Origin of the sequence: Streptomyces sp. MNU76, from assembly GCF_020982545.1 — a bacterium.
Classification (GTDB): domain Bacteria; phylum Actinomycetota; class Actinomycetes; order Streptomycetales; family Streptomycetaceae; genus Streptomyces.
Window position 1 is genome coordinate 1 of record NZ_JAJKLK010000016.1, and the last position, 21,466, is coordinate 21,466.

The window sequence follows — 21,466 nt, forward strand, 5'->3', positions numbered from 1 at the left end:
CTTGGCCCGGTTGGCGTGGTGGTGGGACCGGTGTCACGAAGCGGTCCCACCACCACGCGCATTCGCTGGCCGGTGAGGTGGATGAGCACAGGTCGCCCAAGCGGTGAAGCGAGCGGCAGAGGGCTGCGTCAGAGGCAGACCTGGACGGCGATGCGGCGACAGGCCCCCTTGAAGGGTGAAGAGGCTGCCGGGTCCTCGTGCAACGGGCCATGGGCGTTGCGGAATTGCGGGGCAGGTTGCCCTGGCGGCGAGCCCAGATCTGGGCCATGCCCGACGCGCCCCACTGGTGCTTGTCGTTCGTGCGGATGTTGCGGGCCGGACCGTGGAAGTGGACTGGTAGCCCATTCCGGCGGCGAAATGCGCCGTGTCGTCACTGGACCAGGCGCGCGAGGACCTGATCTTTCCGCTCCGCACGCAGAACTCGGCCTGCATGGATATGGTGCCGATCTTCACCCCGGCCTCGTACATCCGGTACGTCCGGGAGACCGTAGTGCACTTGGTCTTCGCCGTACCGGACAGGTCCCGGCTGTTCAGCGGGTCTCCGCAGACGTAGTCGTACGCCCTGCAGCTGCAGCCCTGCACCGGGTCGGTGCTCAGGAATCGGCCCTCGCCCGGGGAGTAGAGCCGGACGCTCATGAGGACCGCCCCGGACGGGGTTTCGGAGGAGCGCTGATAACTAACTGCCCAGATACCCGTAACGGGTGCTGCCGGTCTCACCGTTCTCGGTCGCCAGGACCGCGTCGGCGAGTTCGTTGGCCGTTTTCTCGTGGTGAGTCGGCCGAGGTTGTTGTCGATCCAACGCTGGGCGTGCTCGTAGCCTTGGGCCTAGCCCTCACCTGGGATCACGTCTTCCTGAAAGGACGCCCCGACCTCGACCCGCCGCAGCCTCCGCACATCGCCGTGTGGCGCTCGGTCCGGCGGACCGGGGGCACCAAGACCCGGAAGTCCCGGCGCACGCTCGCCCTGCCGGCGCGCTGCGTCGAAGCCCTCTGGCAGCAATTCGAAGATCAGGGCTGGGACCGGCTCGCCGCTGACGAGAAGAGGAACACGGACTCGTCTTCTCCTCGACTGTCGGCAAGCCGCTCGACGCGGCCAACGTCCGCCGCGCCTTCCGTCAGGCGCTCAAGGACGTCGACGGGGTCAACGCCGACGAGTGGACGCCTCGGGAGCTCCGGCACAGCTTCGTGTCACTGCTCTCCGACCGGGGCGTCCCGCTGGAAGAGATCTCGCGGCTCGTCGGGCACTCCGGGACGGCTGTCACTGAGGAGGTCTACCGTAAGCAGATCCGGCCTGTGATCCAGACTGGCGCCGTCGTCATGGACGGCATCTTTGGAGCCGTGCCGCAGTAGCCGTAGTCCCTCGGCACGCACTCAGAATCGATAGTCACGCAGTTAGACACGCAGCAACGCCAGAGGGCCCTTACCGATTCGGTAAGGGCCCTCTGAACTGCTATCCAGCTGTCGGGGTGGCGGGATTTGAACCCACGACCTCTTCGTCCCGAATGAGGATCGGATGTGATCACCACCGGTTCGTATGCTGTTTTGGCTGGTCAGAGCGTTGGGATGCATTGGTGTCGGGTGGCCTGGAAGGGGCTTGGGGAGCGGGTTGGCTCCCAGATGGCTCCCAGAAGCGCCGGGACACCGATCGTTCTGCAGGGTGTCCCTCGGTGTGGTGCTCGTACACGCGGTTGCCCGTCTCGTCGGGAGGGCGTGTGGCTCGGCCGAGTGGCCGGGCCGCTTCGTAAAAGACAGGTGCTCGCCATCTCGGGCGCGCAGGCGAAGCGCCAGCAGGCTGGTTGCGGTCGAGCAGCCATCACAGGGCTGCCTCACCTACTCCTCACCGCAGACGCGTGCTGCCACGCATCGCGCTCGGCGCGGCCGTGCTCCTGGTCGCGGAGACCGCACTGCTGGTCGCGAACTCGGGTGATGGCGTGGCGCTGAACCTGGCCAAGCATCAGGAATCGGCAGCCAGCGCGCCGAAGAAGCCGAGAGCCAAGGAGGCTGCCGACATACCCTCGGCCCGCGTCGCCTCCCGACTGTACGGCCATCGCATGGAGGCGGTGAGCGAGCGTACCGAGACGTCGACCACCTGGGCCAACAAGGACGGCAGCCTGACGACGGAATTGGCCGCCGGTCCTGTCCGTTTTCGAGACTCGGACACGGGCCAGTGGAACGGCGTTGATGTCAACCTGCATGAGGTGAGCGGCGGGGTGGAGCCGAAGGCCCATCCGGCCGGTCTGCGGCTGACGGGCAAGACGGGGACCCCGACGAAGTCGCTGACGGCGGCACGCGAGGCCAAGGCCACCGATTTGGTGACCCTCGGCGAGGGCGACCAGCAGATCACCCTGCAGTGGAAGGGCGGGCTACCGAAGCCCGAGCTGGACGGGACGCGGGCGAAGTACGTCAACGCCATACCCGGCGCTGACGTGGTCGTCGAGGCCACCCGTACCGGCTTCGAGCAGTTCGTCGAGATCAAGCGACGTCCAGACGCGGGCGCCTACTCCTACACGTTGCCGTTGAAGGCCAAGGGTCTGAAGGTCAAGCAACTGGACGACGGCAGCGTGCAGTTCACCGACAGGAAGAACAAGAAGCAGGCCGTGATGCCTGCTCCGGTGATGTGGGGCGCCACCGTCGACAAGCGGTCCGGCGAGCACACGAACCGGGCCAGAGTCGGCTTGAAGGTAGTGAAGAAAGGATCTTCCGTCGACCTGGTGGTCACCCCGGACGCCAAGTTCCTCACCGACCCGGACACCACCTATCCAGTGACGGTCGACCCGTCCACCTCGTCTCTGTCGAATGTCTTCGACACCTACGTGCAGCAGGGCGAGACGGTCGACTGGTCCACCGACACCGAGCTGGACCTCGGCGACCCGGGCACCACCAACTCCGACGGCACCCCGCGCACAGCACGGTCCTTCATATCGTGGAATACGCGTTCTCTGGGCGTCTTCAGCTGTTGCCGGGAGAGAAACGCAGGTTGATGCAGCTCAGCGCCTTCTCTACGCAAGCTACCAACGCAACAGGTGTGGCGCTATCGCTGAATCGAGTGCCTCCACCGGAGAGAGATCGCTGCGGCGTGTGGCCCACTCCGCGCTGCCGGACATGGGCGTTCCCGACAGGACCGGCCCAGTGGGTGGCTTCCCGGAGACTGGCGCCGCCCAGTTGCTCTCGGGCAGAGCCGTCCTGGCCACCGTAATCTCGGCAACATCAGGGTGAACTCATCTGGATTGCAGGCCAGTTGCACCGTTTATGTGACGAAGAACACTCCGCCTGTGAAATGTTCGGCGTCCGCCTTCCGTGATCTTGTCATAGTTTCCGGTCTTTACCTGATGCATACATTCTCTTGTGCATCACATGTGTGATGACGGTGAGGAATGAGAGAAATCGGGGACTCATGACGGTTCACAGACCCGCGCCACGATGGCGCAGGAGATCTTGGCGGCAGGGGGCCGGTCGCTGGACAGCGGGCAGTGTCGCCTTGGCCGTGGCCATTACCCTGCTCGACGCGACGAGTTCGGGGGCGGCCTCGCCGACCCGGACTGTGGATGCGCCGAAGAAGACAACAGCGACCCAGGCAGCCGACATACCTTCCGCCCGAGTCGCGGCACGGCTGTCCGGCAAGAGAGTTGAGGCGCTCTCGGAGCGCACGGAGACTTCGACGACGTGGGTGAACAAGGACGGCAGCCTCACAAGCGAGTTTGCGGCCGGTCCGATTCGCTTCGAGCGGGACGGCAAGTGGGTCAATGTCGATGTGGAGCTGCGCGAAACCGGGGAAGGCGTCGAGCCAGTCGCGCACCCGGAAGGGCTGTGGCTCGCGGGGAAGACGGGGACGCCGGCCAAGTCGCTGAAGGCCGCTCGGGAGGCCAGGGCTACGGACTTGGTGACGCTCGGCGAAGGCGACCAGCAGATCACCCTCCAGTGGAAGGGCGGACTACCCAAGCCCAAGCTGGATGGCACGCGCGCGGAGTACGTCAACGCGGTGCCCGGTGCGGACGTCGTTGTCGAGGCCACTCGTACCGGCTTCGAGCAGTTCGTGGAGATCAAGCAGCGCCCCGGCGCGGGAGCCTACTCCTACACACTGCCGCTCAGGGCCAAGGGCCTGAAAGTGAAGCACCTGCCGGACGGCAGCGTGCAGTTCACGGACAAGAAGAACAAGAGGCAGGCTGTCATGCCTGCCCCGGTAATGTGGGATGCCACCGTTGACGAGCGGTCCGGGGAGCACACCCGCAAGGCCGAGGTTGACCTGAAGGTGGTAAAGAAGGGTTCGTCTGTAGACCTGGTTATCACTCCGGACGCGAAGTTTCTCTCCGATCCGGACACGCGGTACCCCGTCACCGTCGACCCGTCCACATCGGCGCTCTCAAACGTCTTCGACACCTACGTGCAGCAGGGTGAAACGGTCGACTGGTCTGCCGACACCGAACTCGACTTCGGTAACCCCGGCACGAAAAACGCGGACGGTACGCCCCGTACCGCGCAGTCGTTCGTCTCATGGAACACAACGCCGGTACAGGACGCGCTGATCCAGGACGCGAAGCTGTCGCTGTGGAACTTCCACTCGGGCAACACCGACTGCAAGCTCCATCCGTGGGAGGTGTGGGCCTCCGGCGCGGCATCCACGTCCAGCCGCTGGACGAACCGCCCAACGATGACGGCGAAGAAAGCCACCTCGACCGAGACTCGCGGAAACGCCGACTGCACCGCGCAGCCGGACGGCTGGATCAATGCGGACGTGACGACCCTCGTCCAGGAATGGGCGTCGGCCAAGGCCACCCGCGGCCACATGGGCATCCGTGCCTCGGACGAGTCGGTGGTGGCGCAGTGGAAGCGGGTCAACTCCGCCAACGCGGCCTCCAACCCGCCGAAGCTGGTGGTGAACTACAACTACCGGCCGCGCACCGGCACCAAGCAAGAGGCCGGCCCACCGTACTTCTCCTACAGCGGCGCCTACGTGGTGAACACCACCACGCCCACACTGCGTGACACTTTCGTCGACGCTGATGGTGACAAGGTCAACGGCACGTTCCAGATCTACGACAACGCCACCAATACTCAGGTCGGCGACGTCATCGTCTCCAAGTACGTCCCCTCCGGGCAGGTCGCCTCAATCACCGTCCCGTCCGGGGCACTGACCAACGGCAAGACGTACAAGTTCCGCACCTCGCCGTACGACGGCGCGCACTACAACAACGGCTGGTCGGCGTGGAAGACCTTCACGGTCGACACAAGCGCCCCTTCCGCGCCCTCGAAGATCGTCTCCTCGGACTACCCGTCGAACGCCTGGGTCAAGGGCGTGGGCCAGGCTGGCACCTTCACCGTCACCCCACCAGCATCCGACCACAACTGGCTGGAGTGGTCCCTGGACGGCGTGACCTGGGCCAAGGTCTCCACTAACGGCTCCACCGCCGACAAGGCCCTTTCCATCACTCCGCCGAAGGACGGTACCCACACCCTGCAGGTGCGTTCGGTCGACAAGGCGGACAACAAGTCCGAGGCGATCGAGTACACCTTCCACGCCGGTCCCGGCGGCTTCGTACAGCCCTCCGACGGTGAACGCACCGCGCGTCGTCTGCCGCTGGTCGCCGAGGCCGACGCCAGCAAGTACGACAGCGTTTCCTTCTCGTGGCGCCGCTCCGAAGCCGACAGCTGGGTCAAGATCCCGGTCGGGCACATCACCTCCGGCGGAAACCCACTCGCTGCCTGGCCGGTGGCGCTGACCAACGGCAAGAACGCGCAGCTGGTGTGGAATGCCACCAGCACCGTCGACCCCGACGGCTCGGTGCAGGTCAAGGCCGACTTCACCGGCCCCAGCAGCGCTTCCGGCAGCACTGAGCCGCTGACCGTGGTTGTCGATCGCAACGCCGACGGTGCCGCCACACGGGACATTGGTCCCGGCTCTGTGAACTTGCTGACCGGCAACTACTCGATCGACGAGACAGACGCCTCCTTCTATGGCATGGGAGTGAACCGCACCGCCTCCTCCCGTACCCCCGAGGCAGGAGCGAATCAGGAAGGCCAAGCGGCGATCTTCGGCAAGGGGTGGGTGGCTGGCACGACTGCAGAGCTGACAGGTTCGGACTACTCGCACCTGAAGCAGATCTCGGCCACCGCCGTGGCCGTTGTCACCGCTGATGGCAGCGAGATCCACTTCACGGCCAATACCGACAAGACCGGCTGGGTCCCCGAGCCCGGCGCCGAGCGCCTCACCCTCAAGGGTGGTACCAGCGGGGCCTTCACTCTCTCCGACACCGCGGGTACGGTGACGGAGTTCACCAAGCCCGACACTGGCTCCACCACGTGGCAAGTCTCCAGCACCCTGCTGGATGGGCTGTCCAACTCCACGATCACGGTGGCCTCCGAGGCAGTGGACGGAACGAAGCTGGCCCGCCCGAAGCGGATCATCGCCCCGTCTTCGGCGGTCTCCGCGGCGACCTGCAATTCGACTCCGACCACCAGGGGCTGCCGGGTGCTGGAGTTCGTCTACGCCACCTCCACCACAGCCACGTCTGACTCCTTCGGCGACTACGCAGGACAGGTCAAGGAGATCCTGCTCTACGCTTCCGGAAAGGGGGCTTCCTCCGCCACCGCCCGGGCTGTAGCAACCTACCGCTACGACGCCGAGGGCCAGCTGCGCCAGTCCTGGAACCCCCGTCTGGCCCAGTCGACGCAGACGCAGTACGCGTACGACACTGCGGGCCGTGTCACCTCCCACAGGACGTCCACTGACCAGCCGTGGACCTTCACCTACGGCAAGGCGGGTGCGGCCGCAGCCGCTGGTGACGGCATGCTGCTCAAGGCGAGCCGCCCGGCACTCAAGCAGGGCACCACGAACACGGTCGAGGGCACTGCGGCAACCACCCTCGTCTACGACATCCCGCTCACTGGTACCGCGGCCCCCTACAAGATGGGGGCTTCGGATGTGAAGGCGTGGAGTCAGACCGACGCACCTACCGACGCCACCGCCGTTTTCCCGGCCGACGTCACACCTGCCTCGAATTCGGGCAGTGACCTCAGTGGCGGTGCCTACACCCGTGGCGACATCCATTACCTCGGTATCTCCGGCCGTGAGGTCAACACGGCGTCTCCTGGCGGGCACATCGGGACCAGCGAATACGACCACTTCGGCAACACGGTGCGGACGCTGACCGCAGCCAACCGGGCGGTCGCCCTTGGGCTCACCACGACTGACAAGGCGACCCAGTCGGAGCTCGGCATCGCCCAGCTGACCAGCGCCGAGCGCGCGGACCTGCTGGCCACCCGAACCGACTACAACGGCACGGGGACGCGCGAGCTGGAGAAGTTGGGCCCGCTGCACCGGATCGACCTCACCGCGGACCTGAAGTCCGACACGACCACCCTTGCCTCAGCCGGCTCCTCGGCGACCGCCCGCACCTGGACGGTCAACGCGTACGACGAGGACCGTCCGACGAACGGCACCGCCAAGATCAAGGACCAGATCACCAAGACGACGGTCGGCGCCCAGGTCCGGGAGCACCCCACCGTCCACGGCGAAACCCGGGTCACCCAGACCGTCTACGACTGGGCCAAGGGACTGCCGGTCAAAACAATCCAGGATCCGAGCGGACTGGCCCTGACCACGGTGCGGGAATACGACGCCCAAGGACGGATCACCAAGGAGCAACTGCCCGGAGCCACCAGCACCGACGCCACGACCCAGGCAACCACCTACTGGTCCGCCACAGGCAGCGGCACCTGCGCCGGCCGCCCGGAATGGGCCGACCTGCTCTGCTCCACCGGCCCAGCCGGGACCATCACCGGCGGCGGCAGCAACCCAACCCAACTGCCCACGTCCACATATGAGTACGACTCCTGGGGCAACACCACAGCGGTGATCGCCACCGCCAACGGGGTGACCCGCACCAGCAGCACGACATACGACGGTGCCGGCCGCCCGACCACCACAACGGTGACCGGCGGCACGGGACAGGCCGTCCCGACCACCACCGTCGGCTACGACGGCGCCACTGGCCGCCAGATCACCACCAGCTCGACAACGGCCGGCACCATCACCAGGAGCTACGACACTCTGGGTCGCCAGGTCTCCTACACGGACGCCGACGGCGGAACCACCACGGCTGAGTTCGACCTGCTTGACCGCCCAGCCAAGATCACCGACAACTCGCCGTCAACCGTCACCTACACGTATGACACGGCCGCCGAGCCGCGCGGCCTGGCAACCAAGGCCACCGATTCCGTCGCGGGAGCCTTCCAGGCCACATACGACGCCGACGGCACCCCGAGCACCGAGAAGCTGCCCGGCGGATACAGCCTGACCGTCTCCAAGAACCCGGCGGGCGAGATCTCCGAGCGCACCTACACGCGCGACAGCGACAGCACCCTGGTGTACTCCGACACCGTCACATCTTCCGTGCACGGCCAGGCCACCTCGCACGCTGGGTGGTCCGACCAGACCTACCGTTACGACGCCGTCGGACGCCTGGCCGAGGTCCAAGACACGTCGGCAACGGTCTGCACCCGCCGGTCGTACACATTCGACGCCCGTGCGAACCGCAAGTCTCTGACCACGGCGACGAGCGCTCCAGGCGTGGACTGCCCCACCAGCGGTGGCACGACCGTGTCCAGCACCTACGACAGCGGCGACCGCATCGTCGACACCGGCTACAGCTACGACGCGTTCGGCCGCACAACGGCCCTGCCCGGCAATGGCACCATCAGCTACTACACGAACGATCTCGTGCACCAGCAGATCGCCAACGGCCAGCGGCAGACGTGGCAACTCGACCCCAACCTGCGCCTTCGGTCGTGGAAGACCGAAACGGGCAGCGGCAGCACCTGGACCGAGACCGGAACCAAGCTCAACCACTACAGCGGTGACGACGACGGACCCCGCTGGATCGTTGAAAACACGGCCACAGGAGAGATCACCCGCAACGTCGACTCCCTCTCCGGCGACCTCGCCGCCGTCACCGGCAAAACCGGCGCCACGGCGCTGCAGCTCAGCAACATCCACGGCGACATCGCACTCCAGCTTCCACTGGACCCGTCACAGGCGCCAACAGCTCTGGACAGTGACGAATACGGCAACCCCAGGGTCAGCCAGTCCGCCACCCGCTACAACTGGCTCGGCGCCAAACAGCGCTCCACTGAAACGGTCACCGGCCTCAGCCTCATGGGCGTCCGTCTCTACAACCCCGCAACCGGACGCTTCCTGTCGACCGACCCGATCTTCGGAGGCAACGCCAACGCGTACGAGTACTGCGTGGGAGACCCAGTCAACTGCTACGACCTCAACGGAACCTTCCGCTACAGCTACTGGAAGAACTCGTGGTGGAACCCCGTCCAGTACTTCTGGCTGCAGATCAAATTCACGCGGAGTGAGACACGAAAGCTCGCGTGGGGTGCAGCTTCCGCTGGCACTCTGCTCGGCATCGTGAAGGACTACGTTCCGGGATGGTGGAAGCACGTCGTCAACGGCCTGCGCTTCTACTCCTGGTACATCGCCACCGTAGCCGGCCACATCTACTACAACACCAAAGGCTGCGCAACACTCAAGGGCGGATACGCCAAGTGGAGCACAGCATATAACGGGTGGTACATAGCACCTACCATCTGGAAACGTCGATGCTGAAACCGAGAGCGAGCCGATGAAACCGAACACCAATCTCCTGATGGGCATCGCAGAGGCAATCGCATGCGTGGCCCTCGCCGGAATCTGCGTCGCAGCAGCGGTAGACGGGGATCACATCGCCTGGCTCTTCGGCTTCGGAAGTGCGACCTTCGCGTGGGACCTGTGGCGCAGGTTCGGTAAGACGAGGGGCGAAACGGACCCGATGGCAAATCGCGAACACTGAGTCACCTGCTCCACACAAGACAGGGGGCTGCCGTCAAGAAGACGGCAGCCCCCTGTGCGACGATTGCAGGTCTGGTGAGCCCGTGAAGATCCAACTGTGGTCCGCAGGACGATCGGCGCGCTGCGACCCTGCCATCACGCTCCGCATGGCCCCACGCGCTGAGCGGACTCTCGTCAGCCAGAACCTCGGCACAGGTGCTTTCGGACAGGTGAAGTCATAGCTTCCCGGGGCGTGGCTGGTTCAACGCACGAGTCAGTTCCCAGTTGGCGGCCCGAGCTGCTTCCAGTTCCTCCGTTCATTCCTCGATCTCGCCACTTCTCTCGGCGAGTTCCTGTTCCAACACGGCGATTCGACGCTGGAGTTGGTCGATGTCTGGTGGCGCCGTCCCAAGCCCGGATTCACTGAGCCTTTTCCAACCTGCGGCTTGAGGCCCGGCAGTGGGCTGACAAGTGGCGAAGTCCCTGGTAGATGGGTTCTTTCGTAACGCAACCGGTCTCCACCAGAGGCTTCGTGTGCTTGCTTACCGTCGGCCGTCGACGTGGACGTGGGCTGTCAGGAGCCCGTGGTGTGCCAGTCCTGTCCTTCGGCCCACTGCTGGAGTGTTGTCGTGGACAGGCCATGGTGGGCGGCGTGGTGGGGGCGCGCGGAGTAGCCGACGTGATCGAGCCAGACCTGGCCGGCTGCCATTCCCTCGTGGATGCGCCCGTCGAGTTCCTCCGCCTTCAGGAAGACTGCGGTGATGTCGCGGCGTGCGGCCTTGGAGAGGACGGCCGCGATCTCGGAGAACGTCGGCGCGTCGCCGGCGAGCTCGATCTCTGCCTCGTGGAACTTCTTGGGGTCGGCCACGGCTGCGGCAACGGCGGCTCCGAAATCGTCCGCTGCGATGAGCGCCAGCGGGGTCTGCGGGCTCGCCGCGGTCAGCAGCTCGTCCTGGGCCAGGGCGGGGAACATCCACAGGACCTTGGGAGGGATGAAGTTCTCCATGTAGAAGGCGGGCTTGAAGATGGTCCAGGCGTCGAGGCCCCCGTGCCGGACCGCGTCTTCCGCGCCTTCCTTGCCGTCCCAGTAGGTCTTCTGTACCTCTGGATAGATGATGTCGGGGTGCCGGGCCCGCCATCCTGTCGCCGACACGGACGTGTGGATGATCTGGGCTACGCCGGCCCGCCTGGCCGCGGCAACGATGTTGCGGGCCTGGCGCTCTTCGGTGCCGGCCTCATCGAGGGCCGGCATCTGCATGGAGAAGACCACGTCGTGGCCGACACCGGCGGCGTCGAGCGAGGCGGTGTCGTCCATATTCCCGGCTGCGAGGGCGACGCCCTGTGCGGCGAGAGCGCGGGCAGCACCGGAAGAGGGGTCGCGGACGAACGCAGTGACGTGGTGTCCCTCCCGGAGCAGAGCCTGGACGGCGGCTCCACCCTGCATCCCCGTTGCTCCGGTGACCAGCACTCTGGCCTTGTTCTGACGCGGCATGGCCCCGGGTTCCTCTCGGTTCGACAGGTGTAGGTGTCAGGCGGGCGTGAGAGCCCGACAACTAGAGACCCTACAGTATCGAGTCGGAGTGGTATCGAGTTGTGGAATCCGGCGTGCCGCAGGCGGCCGGCACGCGGCCGTGAGGCCCCGGCACACAAAGGCAAGGCCGGTGACGACGGCTTCAGGCGGTAGGGGCACCGCCGATCAGAGGCAGGAGAACCTGGTCCACCAGGCGCACGACGCCATCGGCATCGAGGACGGCACCGAGCAGGGGCTCCTGCAGCACCATCAGGGAGATGACGGCCGCGATCTCCAGCCTGCCGGGCGACAGCAGATGGGCGACCCTGTCCGCGCTGATCTCTCCGCGCTCCCGGGCACGGTGAAGGCAGGCGGCGATCCCCTGCCGCTGCCCCACGACATAGCGATCACGCATGGTGTCGGCGATCTGGGGGTGAGAAGCGGTGGCGGCGGCCAGGACAGCCGAAAAGCGACGGCCCCGGGGCTCAAGGCAGGCGGAGCTGCACGTCAGTGTGGCGATCAGGTCATCACGCAAGGTCTCGGCGGTCGCCGCCTCAGCCGGGGCCGAGGGAAGCATGAGGCTTTCCAGCGCGTCGGCGACCAGGTCCTCGCGGGAGGCCCAGCGACGGTAGACGGTGGCCTTGGCGACCTTTGCGCGTGCGGCCACCGCACTCATGGTGAGATCCGCATACCCGCTCTCGACGATCAGGTCCAGGACCGCCTCGATGATGCTGCTGTCCCGCGCCACGTCACGGGCGGGCCCGAAGGCGCCGCTGGGACGCTGGCGTCCAGTGGGGCGTGTTGTCCTACTCATGCGCAAGACCGTACGACATCGGTTTCCGCGACTGGCGCGACCTCCCGCCACACTGGAATTACGACAGGGCGGCGCGAGACACGGAGCAGGAGCAGGGAGAGTTGGCCACCGGCACGCTGGATCCAGACTGTGCGTGCATGGGCAAACTGTTCCCGGAGAGCTTGATCACCGCCACCGACAGCGTCGTGGACGTGCTCAAAAAGGATCTCTCATCGCTCCAAGGCGGATCCGACGACCGTGGGCCCTCGTCCAACCGGACGGCCGGAACGGTCAGTTGGGCTGACAGACCGATGAAGCCCTGGTAGATGGGTTTTCGACCAAGAAGAACCGTCTCCACCAGGGGATTCGCGTGCTTGTCTACTCGTCCGGGCTGGACGTGTCCAGCTCTGCCCTGCGCTTCCTGTCCGCCAAGCTCCGCCGGCACCGCCAGGAGCGCGGTACTCGCTGGCGTCGCCTGAGCCCGGGCCGGCAGGCACTGCTCACTCTCGCCCACCTCCGCAATGGTCATCCGTATGCCCAACTCGCGGCCGGGTTCGGCATCGGGACCACGACCGCATACCGGTACATCGCCGAGGCCGTAGACATGCTGGCCGCCCTCGCCCCGAGCCTTGCCGAGGCGGCCCGGACCGCATCGACGAAGGCATTCGTACTGCTGGACGGGACCCTGCTGCCGATCGACCGGATCGCCGCGGACCGGCCCTTCTACTCCGGAAAGCACAAGAAGCACGGAATGAACGTGCAGATCCTGGCCGATCCGTCCGGGCGGCTACTGTGGGCCTCGTCGGCACTGCCCGGGGCCGTCCACGACGTCCGTGCGGCCCGCGAGCACGGCATCATCGACGCGCTTGCCGAGGCCGGTGTCAACTGCTGGGCCGACAAGGGCTACCAGGGCGCCGGAGGCACGGTCCGTGTTCCTTATCGCGGCCGGTGGGAAACGCTTTCTGCCGGGCAGCAGGCCGTCAATCGATCCCACGCCAAGATCCGGGCGCTCGTCGAACAAGCCGTCGCCACCCTCAAGTCCTGGCGGCGCCTCCGCAAAATCCGTTGCTCGACCACTCGCATCACGGACCTCGTCCAGGCCGTCCTCTGCCTGCATCAGGCCAGCTCAGCTTGAGGATGGAAAACGCTCACTCCATGCCTGCTCGCCGAGCTGCGCGGAAAGCCGCTTCTCCAACTGGCGCACCCGTGCGACGAGACGGATATTCCGCTCCAGCGAGTTGGCCAGGTCGGCCTGCAAGGAGGCTCGGCTGACGGCAGCCAGTCGACCTTCCTCGACTGGCGTACTGGCAGCGGCGTGAACGCGTTCGAGCAGATCACGGTGACGGTAGAGGAAGCTTCGGTCGACACGGGCGGCGCGAGCGAGGCCGGAGCCAGTGATGTCGTCTCCGGTCCGCAGGGCTGCGTCCAGGGCCTTGATCACTCGGTCGCGGCGCCGTGCGGAGTCGGCTCGCTTGCCGTCGATCATGCTGGAGGTCATCCAATCCTCCCAGAGCGGAGGTCGGGTAGTGGCTGCCTCACCTTCGGCAGGCCGAGCGAGACGACGCTCGCCCGCGTTCTGCGGACAACGGTCACGGCCTGCTGGATCTGCGCCCGGTCCGTCTCATTTGACTTGACAGGTCCCGGTACGGCAGGTCGTCGAACCTTACCTACGGAACGAAGGGCCACAGTGCCAGAGGCAGGAGCAGTTACTTCAACTTCCACATCAACCACGTGAGGTTCCGGCAGTGGGGACGATACCGATAGACCGCGTGTCCTGGCCGGAGGACGGCAGGATCGGTCGGATCACCGCAGGCGAGTACGCAGGGCTGTACCTGCTTCTCGCTGTGGAGATCAACAACTCCTGGGCCTTCTACATCAGTGAGGACCCGAGAACCGGCGAAGTCGACCAGCTCAAAGCGGACGACTTCTGGGCCACCGACGAGGACACACCTCTGCTGGTCGAGGAGATGGCGGTGGAATGGGCAGACGAGTCGCAGGACGCGGCACTGGAAAAGGAGATCTTCGATATCCGCGGCGAATGGCACAAACGGCGCCGTAGAAACACCTTGATTCGGTCACTGTTCCGGCGTCCAGGACATCGAGCCTGATCATCTGGGCCACCGGCCGGAGCGACCCTCCTGCCGGTGGCACTACTCATGGATTCCGCTCCGCAGGGGCCGGGTGTCGGCGCTCACGTAATTGGCCCAACGGTCGCTCGTCGTGCCCCAGGGGAGCGCGAGCGAATTTCATTCGTCGTTCCCGTCGCGGATCCGGTGAGTGCGTGGCAACAGCGGCAGCTGGGAGAGGCTGGACGGTCTCTCGCTTCACTCCCGGGCTCACGTCGGCCAGTGGCCAGCACGGCCCTGCGACGCAGCGGGACGACGAGCGCAGGCTGGAGCAATTACGTGAGCGTCCACAGCCGGGCGACCTGGAGATCCTGATCGTGATGTACGCCGACTACGACGTCACCTACCTCTCCCACGCTGTGGCCGACCTGCCGGTCGTGCTGGTCGGGCGTCGGCGCTCGGACCGGGTCATGCGTCCGCTGGGGCTTCGCAACGTCTGCGCGACGGCGGCCCGCCCGTCGGCCGCACCGAAACAGTCCAAGCCGGGCCAGGGACGGCCGCCCGGCCCGAAGAACAAGCACCGGGCCAAGCGCCACGACGTCGGCAAGACCGTCAAACGTGCCGAGTCGATCAAAAAACACCAAGCCCGCCGAGGATGAACGCCAAGCTCATCCGATCAGGGCAACGGGGGCGTCCCAGGCGTTGCGGTCGACGGTGATGGTGTGGCCGCCGCGGGTCTCCTTGCTGTTGACCATGTACTGGTGGGCGCGGCTGTGGTTGGTGTACAGCTTGGGATCCCAGGGCCAGTCGGCGGTGGTGGTGTTCTTGTTGTTCCACAGCGCGTACCAGAGGTTGCCCGGCAGGTCGGTCCGGTCCTTCGCGGTGGCGATGGCCTTGGCGCTGGAGCTGCTGAAGCCGTAGAGACCGGCGCGGTATGTCTTCGCCCGCAGGGTCTTGGTGAAGGAGCGTACGTACGTCAGAGTGGCGTCGTTGCACGCCTTGTTCGTGATGTCGTACGACTCCATGTTGAGGTAGATGGGGCTGCCTGGCTTCATGCCGAGGGCGGTAGCCTTGGCGATCGCGTCCTTGGCGTTGCTCGCCCCGAGACTGGCTGCCGTGGAGGCGGTGAACCTTTCTGGGTTCCTGCTGGTCTGGCAGGGCGGCTGGGCTCCGACGTAGAGCGGGATGAGCTTGAAGCCGACGGCGCTGACCGACTTCACCCAGGCCGCGGTGAGGTTGGGCTGGGCACAGCCGCGGTTCTTGCCGCCGATGTAGACGGCCGCGGCGCCGTAGAAGCCGGTGTTCCAAGCCTTCATCGCGGCGAGGGAGGGTGCCGTGCAGGTGTCGAATGCCCGGCCCGTGTATGTCTTCTGCGCAGGCCAGCTCGTGGCGGCCATGGAGGTCTGCGCCGCGATCCCGGCGCCAGCGACTACGACAACGCCGGTCGCGGCCCACGCGATGTAACGGCCTCTCTTGGACAGCCGGTGACTGGACATTCCCACCCCATTCGGATCACGGCCCGCAGCCGCGCTTGGTGCACCGGAAGGCATGCGCGAGGTGACACACCATGAGGTGTGGCTGCAGCGTTCGGCGCTTTCTACGGCGGCGGTAGAGCTCCGGCAGTCGGAGCGTTCTGCACCCTATCCAAGACCTGTCCGCTGATTGGTGGCGGAGGGTGGCAACGCTGGGTTCGATGGCCTCCGCGCAGCTGACGGTGGGCTTCGAGATCCTGGTCTCGAAGCCCACCGTCGAGAAAGTGCGGTTTTCGGTGGGCCGTCCGACCCGGGCGCGGACGGTGGGATCGCGTCGAGCGCAAGGAGCAGCTGAGCGAAGTCGCTACGGTTGCCGGCGGTCGGCAGGACCGCAGCTTTCCTTGTGCGCCGGCGTGTTCCGCCGGCCAGCGTACTGACGCGGGGGTGGCGGGGCGGGCAGTGACGTGCCGTGCGTCCAGCGGCGTGCCGTAGCCCCTCCGCCGGTAGAGGCGCGCGACGCAGCGGAGGGGACGCCGGCCCGGTGTGGGGGCAACGTCTCGTGGGGCAGGGGGCTCTCCGGTAGCTGCCGGCGGTCAGCGCTGCTTCTCCCCGAGGGCTGCGCGCAGCCAGTCCAGAGAACCGGTCGCCAGGACCGCGTCGGCGAGTTCGTTGGCCGATTTCGTGGTGAGTCGGCCGCGGCTGTTGTCGATCCAACGCTGGGCGTGCTCGTAGCCCTGGGCCTTGTACTCGACGCCCTGGATCATGCACTCCAGCTTGTCGGCGTCCCGGGCACAGATGGCCTCCTGGGACTCCTTGGCCTCGTACTCGGCAACGAGTTCGCGCACTGCGGAGGCCAGGACCTCGGGCATGCCCGCGACCTGGTCGTCGGTGACCGCGCGCGGGTCCGCCTGAGGCGCGTACTTCTTGCCCAGGTGGTTCACGTCCCCGGTGCGCGTCTCCTGCGAGTCGTGCCACACCGCCAGGTAGGCGGCCCGCGCGGGGTCGGCGCCTTCGAGCTTCGCGATGATCGTCGCGAGGAGAGCGGTGCGCCAGGAGTGCTCCGCGACTGACTCCGGATCGCGTACGCCGGCCATCCACCAGCCGGTGCGCTTGGTCTGCTTCAGCGTCCCCGCCTCGTAAAGGAAACGCGCTACCGCGGTCAGGTCTTCGGCCACCGTCGGACTCCTCTCACGCCTCGGCGAGGCGGATCGCATACCGGATGCTCTCCAGCTCCCGGCGCCCGCGCGCCGAAAGCTCCCGGCTATCCAACATCACGGGCAGCCTGTCGCGCAGGACACGGTCTGCTGCGCCGGATCGCAGCAGGTTGGGCCGTACCCGGAGCAGGGACCACACCGAGTGGATGTTGAGGTCGACATAGCCGTGATGCGGCGCGAGACCGTGAGCGAGGTGGGCGAGGAGTCTGTCACCCGGCCACGGCCCCGGGGTGCGGGCGGCGATGAAGTCGTCACTCAGCTCCAGATGCGCGGTCTCGCCGATCCAGTACGCCCAGTAGTTCAGGTTCGCGGCTTCGCCGGCATCGTCGTCGATGAGGGCGGTGTCGATGAAGTGGCTCATGCGGTCCCGGTCTCCTTGCCGGGCCGAGACGGCGGCAACGGACCTGGAGTTGAGCCAATGCGTGAGCCAGTCGCCGGGGCGTTCGGTGGCCTGCTGGTGGGCGAGCCACTCCGACGTGTCGGTCTGGTCGTCGTACCCGGAGAGGTAGAGGGCCTGGCGGCGGAGCAGGAACTGGTCCTCCCTCCGGGCCTGCTCCGCGGTTCGCCGCATCCGCGTGAAGAACCGTGCCCGGTCGGCAGCCGACAGCTCCGGCCCGGCCGGCGCGGGTCCTCGGCGCTTGCGGGGCGGATCGGGCAGGTCGCGGACGGGCTGTGGTGGTACGTGGTTGAGGGGCCAGGCGAGGACCTCGACGAGGTCGCGCTGCATCACCCAGGCCCCGAGCGGGCTTTCCTCGACGTCGGTCTCGTTGTCGAGGGCCTCGGCGAGGAGGACATCCGCTTCCAGGGCGCGGTCCAGGGCTTGCAGGAGTGCGGGGGCGGTGCCCATCTGCATCAGCCGGTGACGGTGCACGAGCATCTGCCCGACCGGCACGGCGGTGAGGGGGCGGCGGCCGGACTCCCACCCCGCGATCGTGTCCGTGGACACCCGCAGCTGCTCAGCCGCTTCCTCCTGGGTGCGTCCTTGCTGCTCTCGGATGACCCGGAAGACGTAGCCGGCGATGACGCCCACGCGTGGGCGCCCGGATGATCCCTGACTGCCGGTCAGGGTTTGTCGCGAACTCGACCGCATGAACAGACCCTTTCCCCGGTGTTCGCAGCAAACCACTTGTACTCGCGGTCACTTCAGGCAGTGATCACGGTTCTCTACCGTCGTATGCATCACCGAACGAGCCTAGTAGGGCGGTTGTCACGGTGGGCTTCGTTACCGAGGCTTCCGAGTTGAACCTCCGTAGGCGACAACGTCGAAGGGCTGCTGCTCACCCCGGCCACGGGGCCGACCTGAGCAACGGCGGGCGTGCGTCCTTCGCACACAGCCCTGACGGCCGGTGGTTGGGCTACACACGGAACGCGAGCACCCCCGAGGGACGCGACGATGACCATGACGGCTGCAACGGTGGGACCACAGCGCTACCAGGAGCGGTACGCGGCGAGGCTGGAAGCCGCCGCTCAGGCGCGTCGGGACATAGCGCTGGTGCTGGAGACCTGGGGCCTGCCTCAGCTGGTGGACGTCGCGAAGCAGGTCGTCACGGAGCTGGTGGCCAACGCGGTGGAGCACACCGACGCCGCCACGGTCGGTGCCTCGATCACACGGACAGGCAAGGAGTCCGCGCGGATCGTCGTGACCGACACGTCCCGCACCAGACCCACCCCTGGCACGCCGTCCCCGGACGACGAGCACGGCCGCGGACTACTCCTCGTCGAAGCTCTGGCCCACGACTGGGGCAGCGAGCCGGTGCACGGCGGGAAACGCGTCTGGGCAGAGCTGCGTGCGGACGGCACCTGGTGACCGCTCCGCCCACGGCCACCTTGCCGCGCGTCGAACGGCTCACTCCGCGGCAGCAGATGGCCGTGGACTGTGCGCGCTGCGCCCGCCGGTTGGGGATGGCCGGCCAGGTGTGGGGCGAAGTGCGCCACCGGGGCCTGCTGTTCCGGCTCTGGATCTGCGCGCCCGAATGCCCGCCGTCCCTCACCGGCGGCGTTGCATGAGCCGCCGCCTGACGCCGGAGCCCGATGCCCGGCGCCGGGCGGCGCACAACCCGCTCTGCGTCTGTATGACCGGCTTCCCGACGGAGCGGAGCGGCCCCGCGAGACCCTCGGCCGTGCCCTCGCGCACGGCCGAGTCAGAGAACAGTCCGAGCACCAGCAACCACAAGGAGGCACCCATGCCCACGGCAACGCTCGTCCCGTTCGGCGCCCGCGCCGAGCGCACCCCGTACACCGTGACCCTGGAGGCGGGATCGTTCGTGTACGACCCGGCCCGGCAGGTCAACGTCCTGACCGACGGCTCCGGCGCCCTGTGGAGCCGCTCCACCTCGCTGGCCGGGAGCTGCACGAACACCAACTGGGACAGCAAGAACGACGACACGGCCGACCCGTACCTGATGCGGTGAGACAGTACCTGTCCGGCGGCCCGGTGCTGGTCGTCACCAAGGAACTGGACCCCGCGGCGGACCTGGTGGTCGACGAGCTGACGATCCGGCGTGTGCCGGTGATGCGGTTCGACATGGGGGACTTCCCTCTGTCCATGTCCCTGTCCGTCGAGCACGCCGCAGCACCCTGGACGGGGGTCCTGGCTGACGAGTACCGCTCCGTGCGGCTGGAAGAGGTGAGGGCCGTCTACTACAGGCGGCCCCGCCTTCCCGCCGTCTCCGACGGGCTGCAGGAGCCGCACCGCACGTGGGCCAACGAGCAGGCGCTTGCCGGACTGCTCGGCACGCTGTACGCGCTGCCGGTGACGTGGGTCAACCGGCCGGACGTGGACGGCATCGCCTCCCACAAGCCCGGTCAGCTCCCCGTCGCGGCGGCGCAAGGGCTCCGCACGCCTCGCTCGCTGATCACCACCGACCGGGAAGTGGCCAGGAAGTTCTGCTACGAGATGCGCGGTCCGGTGATCTGCAAGCCGCTCATGGGCGGCCCGCTGGAGTACCCGGACGGCCACCGCACCGGGGTGCCGACCCATGTGGTCGACCCCGACACGATCGACGACTCCGTGTCCCTGACAGCGCACCTGTTCCAGGAGTGGGTTCCCAAGACCCACGAGGTGCGGTTGACCGTCGTGGGCAAGGAGATGTTCGCGGCCGAGATCCACGCGGGCAGCGACGCTGCTCGGGTGGACTGGCGCAGCGACTACGACGCCCTCACCTACGACGTGTGCCAAGTGCCGGACGACGTACGGGCGGGCGTGCTGAGCTGGCTGGAGCACTTCCGTCTCAGCTTCGGCGCGTTCGACTTCGCCGTGACCCCTGCCGGGAACTGGGTGATGTTCGAGTGCAACCCGTCCGGAGAGTGGTCCTGGATCCAGAACAAGACGGGCCTGCCCATCGCCACGCACATCGCTGATCTACTCGCCGGGGGATGACCATGACGACACACACCGAAGAACGCGCCATCCAGTTGCGCACGGCACTGGCCGACGTCCTGGAGGCCAACGGGCAACTGTCCGACCCGACATGGCGGAAGGTGTTCGAGGCCGTTCCCCGCCATCCGTTCGTCCCGGAGTTCTGGACCCTGGTCGGCGGAGAGCAGCGGCACGTGACCTCCGCCGACCCCGACTGGCTGGACCTGGTGTACTCGGATGACGCGCTGGCCACACAGCTCACCGACGGTGTGGCCACATCGTCGTCAACAGCGCCCGGCCTCATGCTCGTCATGCTCCAGGCCCTCGACGTCGCCGATGGTCACCGCGTGCTGGAGATCGCGACCGGCACCGGCTACAACGCGGCACTCCTGTCCGAACGGCTTGGAAGCCACCAGGTGGTTACGGCCGAGGTCGACCCGGGGCTGGCGCGGCTGGCGGGAGCGCGGCTGCGGCGCTGCGGATACACCCCGCTGGTGCAGGCCGGGGACGGCCGTGACGGCTACCCGGCCAGGGCCCCGTACGACCGGCTGATCGCCACCTGTGGTTTCACCACGATCCCGACGGTCTGGCTGGAGCAGGTGCGGCCCGCCGGCCTCATCGTGTGTCCTGTCGGCTGGGGGACCGTGTGCCTGGTCGTCGCCGACGATGGCCGCGCCGAAGGCCGGTTCCTGCCCGGTGCTTCATACTTCATGGCCGTACGCGACGCCGGTGCCACCGGCGCCCCGGCACACCCAGGCAGGCCGAGCGCGACGAGCGGCCGACTCACCGGCCTGGACCTGGCCGAGGTCGCCGGGGACGATGCGTTCCGTTTCGTGCTCTCGCTGGTCACGCCGGACACGGCTTTCGCTTCGGAGCGCGATGGCGATGGCCGGGTGACGGCCGTGGAGTTGTGGGGTGCTGACGGCGCGTGGGCGCGCGCCGAGGACGGTGGCGTACGGCAGGCCGGGCCGCGTCTGCTGTGGGACGCGGTGGAGGCGGCACACGAGCTGTACGTCGAGAACGACCGGCCTGGCCGGGAGCGCTTCGGAGTGACCGTGACCGCCGAGGGGCAGCGCATCTGGCTCGACGTCCCCAGCCGTCCCGTACCGGTTGCCCGTGCCGTGGCCCAGGACGGCGGTAGGTCCTCAGAGAGCCCAAACTGCCGTACAGCGGCCACGTGAGCGGGCACTTCCATGGCCGCTGGCGACCGTCGCCGCCCCCTGCCGGACCTGCACCCCCGTCA

At 67.1% G+C, this 21,466-nt stretch carries 16 protein-coding genes and 3 pseudogenes; 12 read left to right on the top strand and 7 right to left on the bottom strand.

Annotation, left to right across the window (positions count from 1 at the left end; genetic code table 11):
• The first annotated feature begins 364 nt into the window (after window positions 1-364).
• Window positions 365-553 carry a hypothetical protein gene (locus tag E4N62_RS26270; protein WP_230215966.1) on the top strand — a complete coding sequence of 63 codons (189 nt, stop codon included), beginning with the start codon at window positions 365-367 and terminating at the stop codon, window positions 551-553.
• 17 nt (window positions 554-570) lie between these two features.
• Here E4N62_RS26270 and E4N62_RS49670 read toward each other — a convergent pair.
• Window positions 571-636, bottom strand: a pseudogene (locus E4N62_RS49670) (hypothetical protein); the annotation flags it as partial.
• 192 nt (window positions 637-828) lie between these two features.
• Between E4N62_RS49670 and E4N62_RS26275 the strand changes: the two are divergent.
• The 3 genes and pseudogenes from E4N62_RS26275 to E4N62_RS26285 all read left to right on the top strand — a co-directional run.
• Window positions 829-1,349: pseudogene (locus E4N62_RS26275) on the top strand (tyrosine-type recombinase/integrase); the annotation flags it as partial.
• A gap of 587 nt (window positions 1,350-1,936) precedes the next feature.
• Window positions 1,937-2,932: pseudogene (locus E4N62_RS26280) on the top strand (sugar-binding protein); the annotation flags it as partial.
• A 551-nt stretch (window positions 2,933-3,483) separates the two neighbouring features.
• Entirely contained in the window at window positions 3,484-9,609 is a 6,126-nt protein-coding gene (locus E4N62_RS26285; RefSeq protein ID WP_230218731.1) for a DNRLRE domain-containing protein, read from the top strand.
• Between the two features lie 775 nt (window positions 9,610-10,384).
• Here the strand turns inward: E4N62_RS26285 and E4N62_RS26290 are convergent.
• Both E4N62_RS26290 and E4N62_RS26295 read right to left on the bottom strand, forming a co-directional pair.
• The gene (locus E4N62_RS26290; RefSeq protein ID WP_230218681.1) at window positions 10,385-11,302 is read right to left on the bottom strand and encodes an NmrA family NAD(P)-binding protein; all 918 of its coding nucleotides are present in this window, start codon (window positions 11,300-11,302) and stop codon (window positions 10,385-10,387) included.
• Between the two features lie 181 nt (window positions 11,303-11,483).
• Entirely contained in the window at window positions 11,484-12,134 is a 651-nt protein-coding gene (locus E4N62_RS26295; RefSeq protein ID WP_230218682.1) for a TetR-like C-terminal domain-containing protein, read from the bottom strand.
• 349 nt (window positions 12,135-12,483) lie between these two features.
• Between E4N62_RS26295 and E4N62_RS26300 the strand changes: the two genes are divergently transcribed.
• Window positions 12,484-13,248 (top strand): IS5 family transposase, encoded by a 765-nt coding sequence (locus tag E4N62_RS26300; RefSeq protein WP_230218683.1) that lies wholly within the window; start codon window positions 12,484-12,486, stop codon window positions 13,246-13,248.
• Here E4N62_RS26300 and E4N62_RS26305 read toward each other — a convergent pair.
• Window positions 13,240-13,611: a DUF6262 family protein gene (locus E4N62_RS26305; RefSeq protein ID WP_230218685.1), complete on the bottom strand. Its 372-nt coding sequence runs from the start codon at window positions 13,609-13,611 to the stop codon at window positions 13,240-13,242. The two genes, E4N62_RS26300 and E4N62_RS26305, sit on opposite strands and share 9 nt — an antisense overlap.
• A gap of 271 nt (window positions 13,612-13,882) precedes the next feature.
• On the opposite strand from E4N62_RS26305, the gene E4N62_RS26310 reads away from it, so the two are divergent.
• On the top strand, window positions 13,883-14,221 hold the full coding sequence (locus tag E4N62_RS26310) for a hypothetical protein (protein ID WP_230218687.1): 339 nt from the start codon (window positions 13,883-13,885) through the stop codon (window positions 14,219-14,221).
• 173 nt (window positions 14,222-14,394) lie between these two features.
• Window positions 14,395-14,838, top strand: coding sequence for a transposase (locus E4N62_RS49675; RefSeq protein ID WP_230218688.1), 444 nt, complete (start codon window positions 14,395-14,397; stop codon window positions 14,836-14,838).
• A 9-nt stretch (window positions 14,839-14,847) separates the two neighbouring features.
• Here the strand turns inward: E4N62_RS49675 and E4N62_RS26320 are convergent, their stop codons facing one another.
• The 3 genes from E4N62_RS26320 to E4N62_RS26330 all read right to left on the bottom strand — a co-directional run bounded on the left by E4N62_RS26320 (window position 14,848) and on the right by E4N62_RS26330 (window position 17,955).
• Window positions 14,848-15,675, bottom strand: a complete 828-nt coding sequence (locus E4N62_RS26320) for a glycoside hydrolase domain-containing protein (protein ID WP_230218690.1) — start codon at window positions 15,673-15,675, stop codon at window positions 14,848-14,850.
• Window positions 15,676-16,244: 569 nt separating this feature from the next.
• Entirely contained in the window at window positions 16,245-16,826 is a 582-nt protein-coding gene (locus E4N62_RS26325; protein ID WP_060886257.1) for an HD family hydrolase, read from the bottom strand.
• Between the two features lie 13 nt (window positions 16,827-16,839).
• Complete coding sequence (locus E4N62_RS26330; protein ID WP_230218691.1) at window positions 16,840-17,955, bottom strand: helix-turn-helix transcriptional regulator; 1,116 nt, start codon at window positions 17,953-17,955, stop codon at window positions 16,840-16,842.
• Window positions 17,956-18,258: 303 nt separating this feature from the next.
• Between E4N62_RS26330 and E4N62_RS26335 the strand changes: the two genes are divergently transcribed.
• From E4N62_RS26335 to E4N62_RS26355, 5 genes are all read left to right on the top strand, one after another.
• Window positions 18,259-18,672 carry an ATP-binding protein gene (locus E4N62_RS26335; protein ID WP_230218692.1) on the top strand — a complete coding sequence of 138 codons (414 nt, stop codon included), beginning with the start codon at window positions 18,259-18,261 and terminating at the stop codon, window positions 18,670-18,672.
• On the top strand, window positions 18,669-18,872 hold the full coding sequence (locus tag E4N62_RS26340; RefSeq protein ID WP_230218693.1) for a hypothetical protein: 204 nt from the start codon (window positions 18,669-18,671) through the stop codon (window positions 18,870-18,872). Before E4N62_RS26335 ends, E4N62_RS26340 begins: the two co-directional genes overlap by 4 nt.
• A 176-nt stretch (window positions 18,873-19,048) precedes the next feature.
• Window positions 19,049-19,276 carry a putative ATP-grasp-modified RiPP gene (tgmA, locus tag E4N62_RS26345; RefSeq protein WP_230218694.1) on the top strand — a complete coding sequence of 76 codons (228 nt, stop codon included), beginning with the start codon at window positions 19,049-19,051 and terminating at the stop codon, window positions 19,274-19,276.
• Complete coding sequence (tgmB, locus tag E4N62_RS26350; RefSeq protein ID WP_230218695.1) at window positions 19,273-20,244, top strand: ATP-grasp ribosomal peptide maturase; 972 nt, start codon at window positions 19,273-19,275, stop codon at window positions 20,242-20,244. Before tgmA ends, tgmB begins: the two co-directional genes overlap by 4 nt.
• A gap of 2 nt (window positions 20,245-20,246) precedes the next feature.
• Window positions 20,247-21,404 (top strand): protein-L-isoaspartate(D-aspartate) O-methyltransferase, encoded by a 1,158-nt coding sequence (locus E4N62_RS26355; RefSeq protein WP_230218696.1) that lies wholly within the window; start codon window positions 20,247-20,249, stop codon window positions 21,402-21,404.
• Window positions 21,405-21,466 lie beyond the last annotated feature (62 nt).

Excerpts from the sequence above, each read along its gene's own strand:
- E4N62_RS26290 (WP_230218681.1), bottom strand. The coding sequence starts at position 11,302 with ATGCCGCGTCAGAACAAGGCCAGAGTGCTGGTCACCGGAGCAACGGGG.
- E4N62_RS26355 (WP_230218696.1), top strand. The coding sequence starts at position 20,247 with ATGACGACACACACCGAAGAACGCGCCATCCAGTTGCGCACGGCACTG.
- E4N62_RS26295 (WP_230218682.1), bottom strand. The coding sequence starts at position 12,134 with ATGAGTAGGACAACACGCCCCACTGGACGCCAGCGTCCCAGCGGCGCC.
- E4N62_RS26330 (WP_230218691.1), bottom strand. The coding sequence starts at position 17,955 with ATGCGGTCGAGTTCGCGACAAACCCTGACCGGCAGTCAGGGATCATCC.
- tgmA (WP_230218694.1), top strand. The coding sequence starts at position 19,049 with ATGCCCACGGCAACGCTCGTCCCGTTCGGCGCCCGCGCCGAGCGCACC.
- E4N62_RS26335 (WP_230218692.1), top strand. The coding sequence starts at position 18,259 with ATGACCATGACGGCTGCAACGGTGGGACCACAGCGCTACCAGGAGCGG.
- E4N62_RS26305 (WP_230218685.1), bottom strand. The coding sequence starts at position 13,611 with ATGACCTCCAGCATGATCGACGGCAAGCGAGCCGACTCCGCACGGCGC.
- E4N62_RS26320 (WP_230218690.1), bottom strand. The coding sequence starts at position 15,675 with ATGTCCAGTCACCGGCTGTCCAAGAGAGGCCGTTACATCGCGTGGGCC.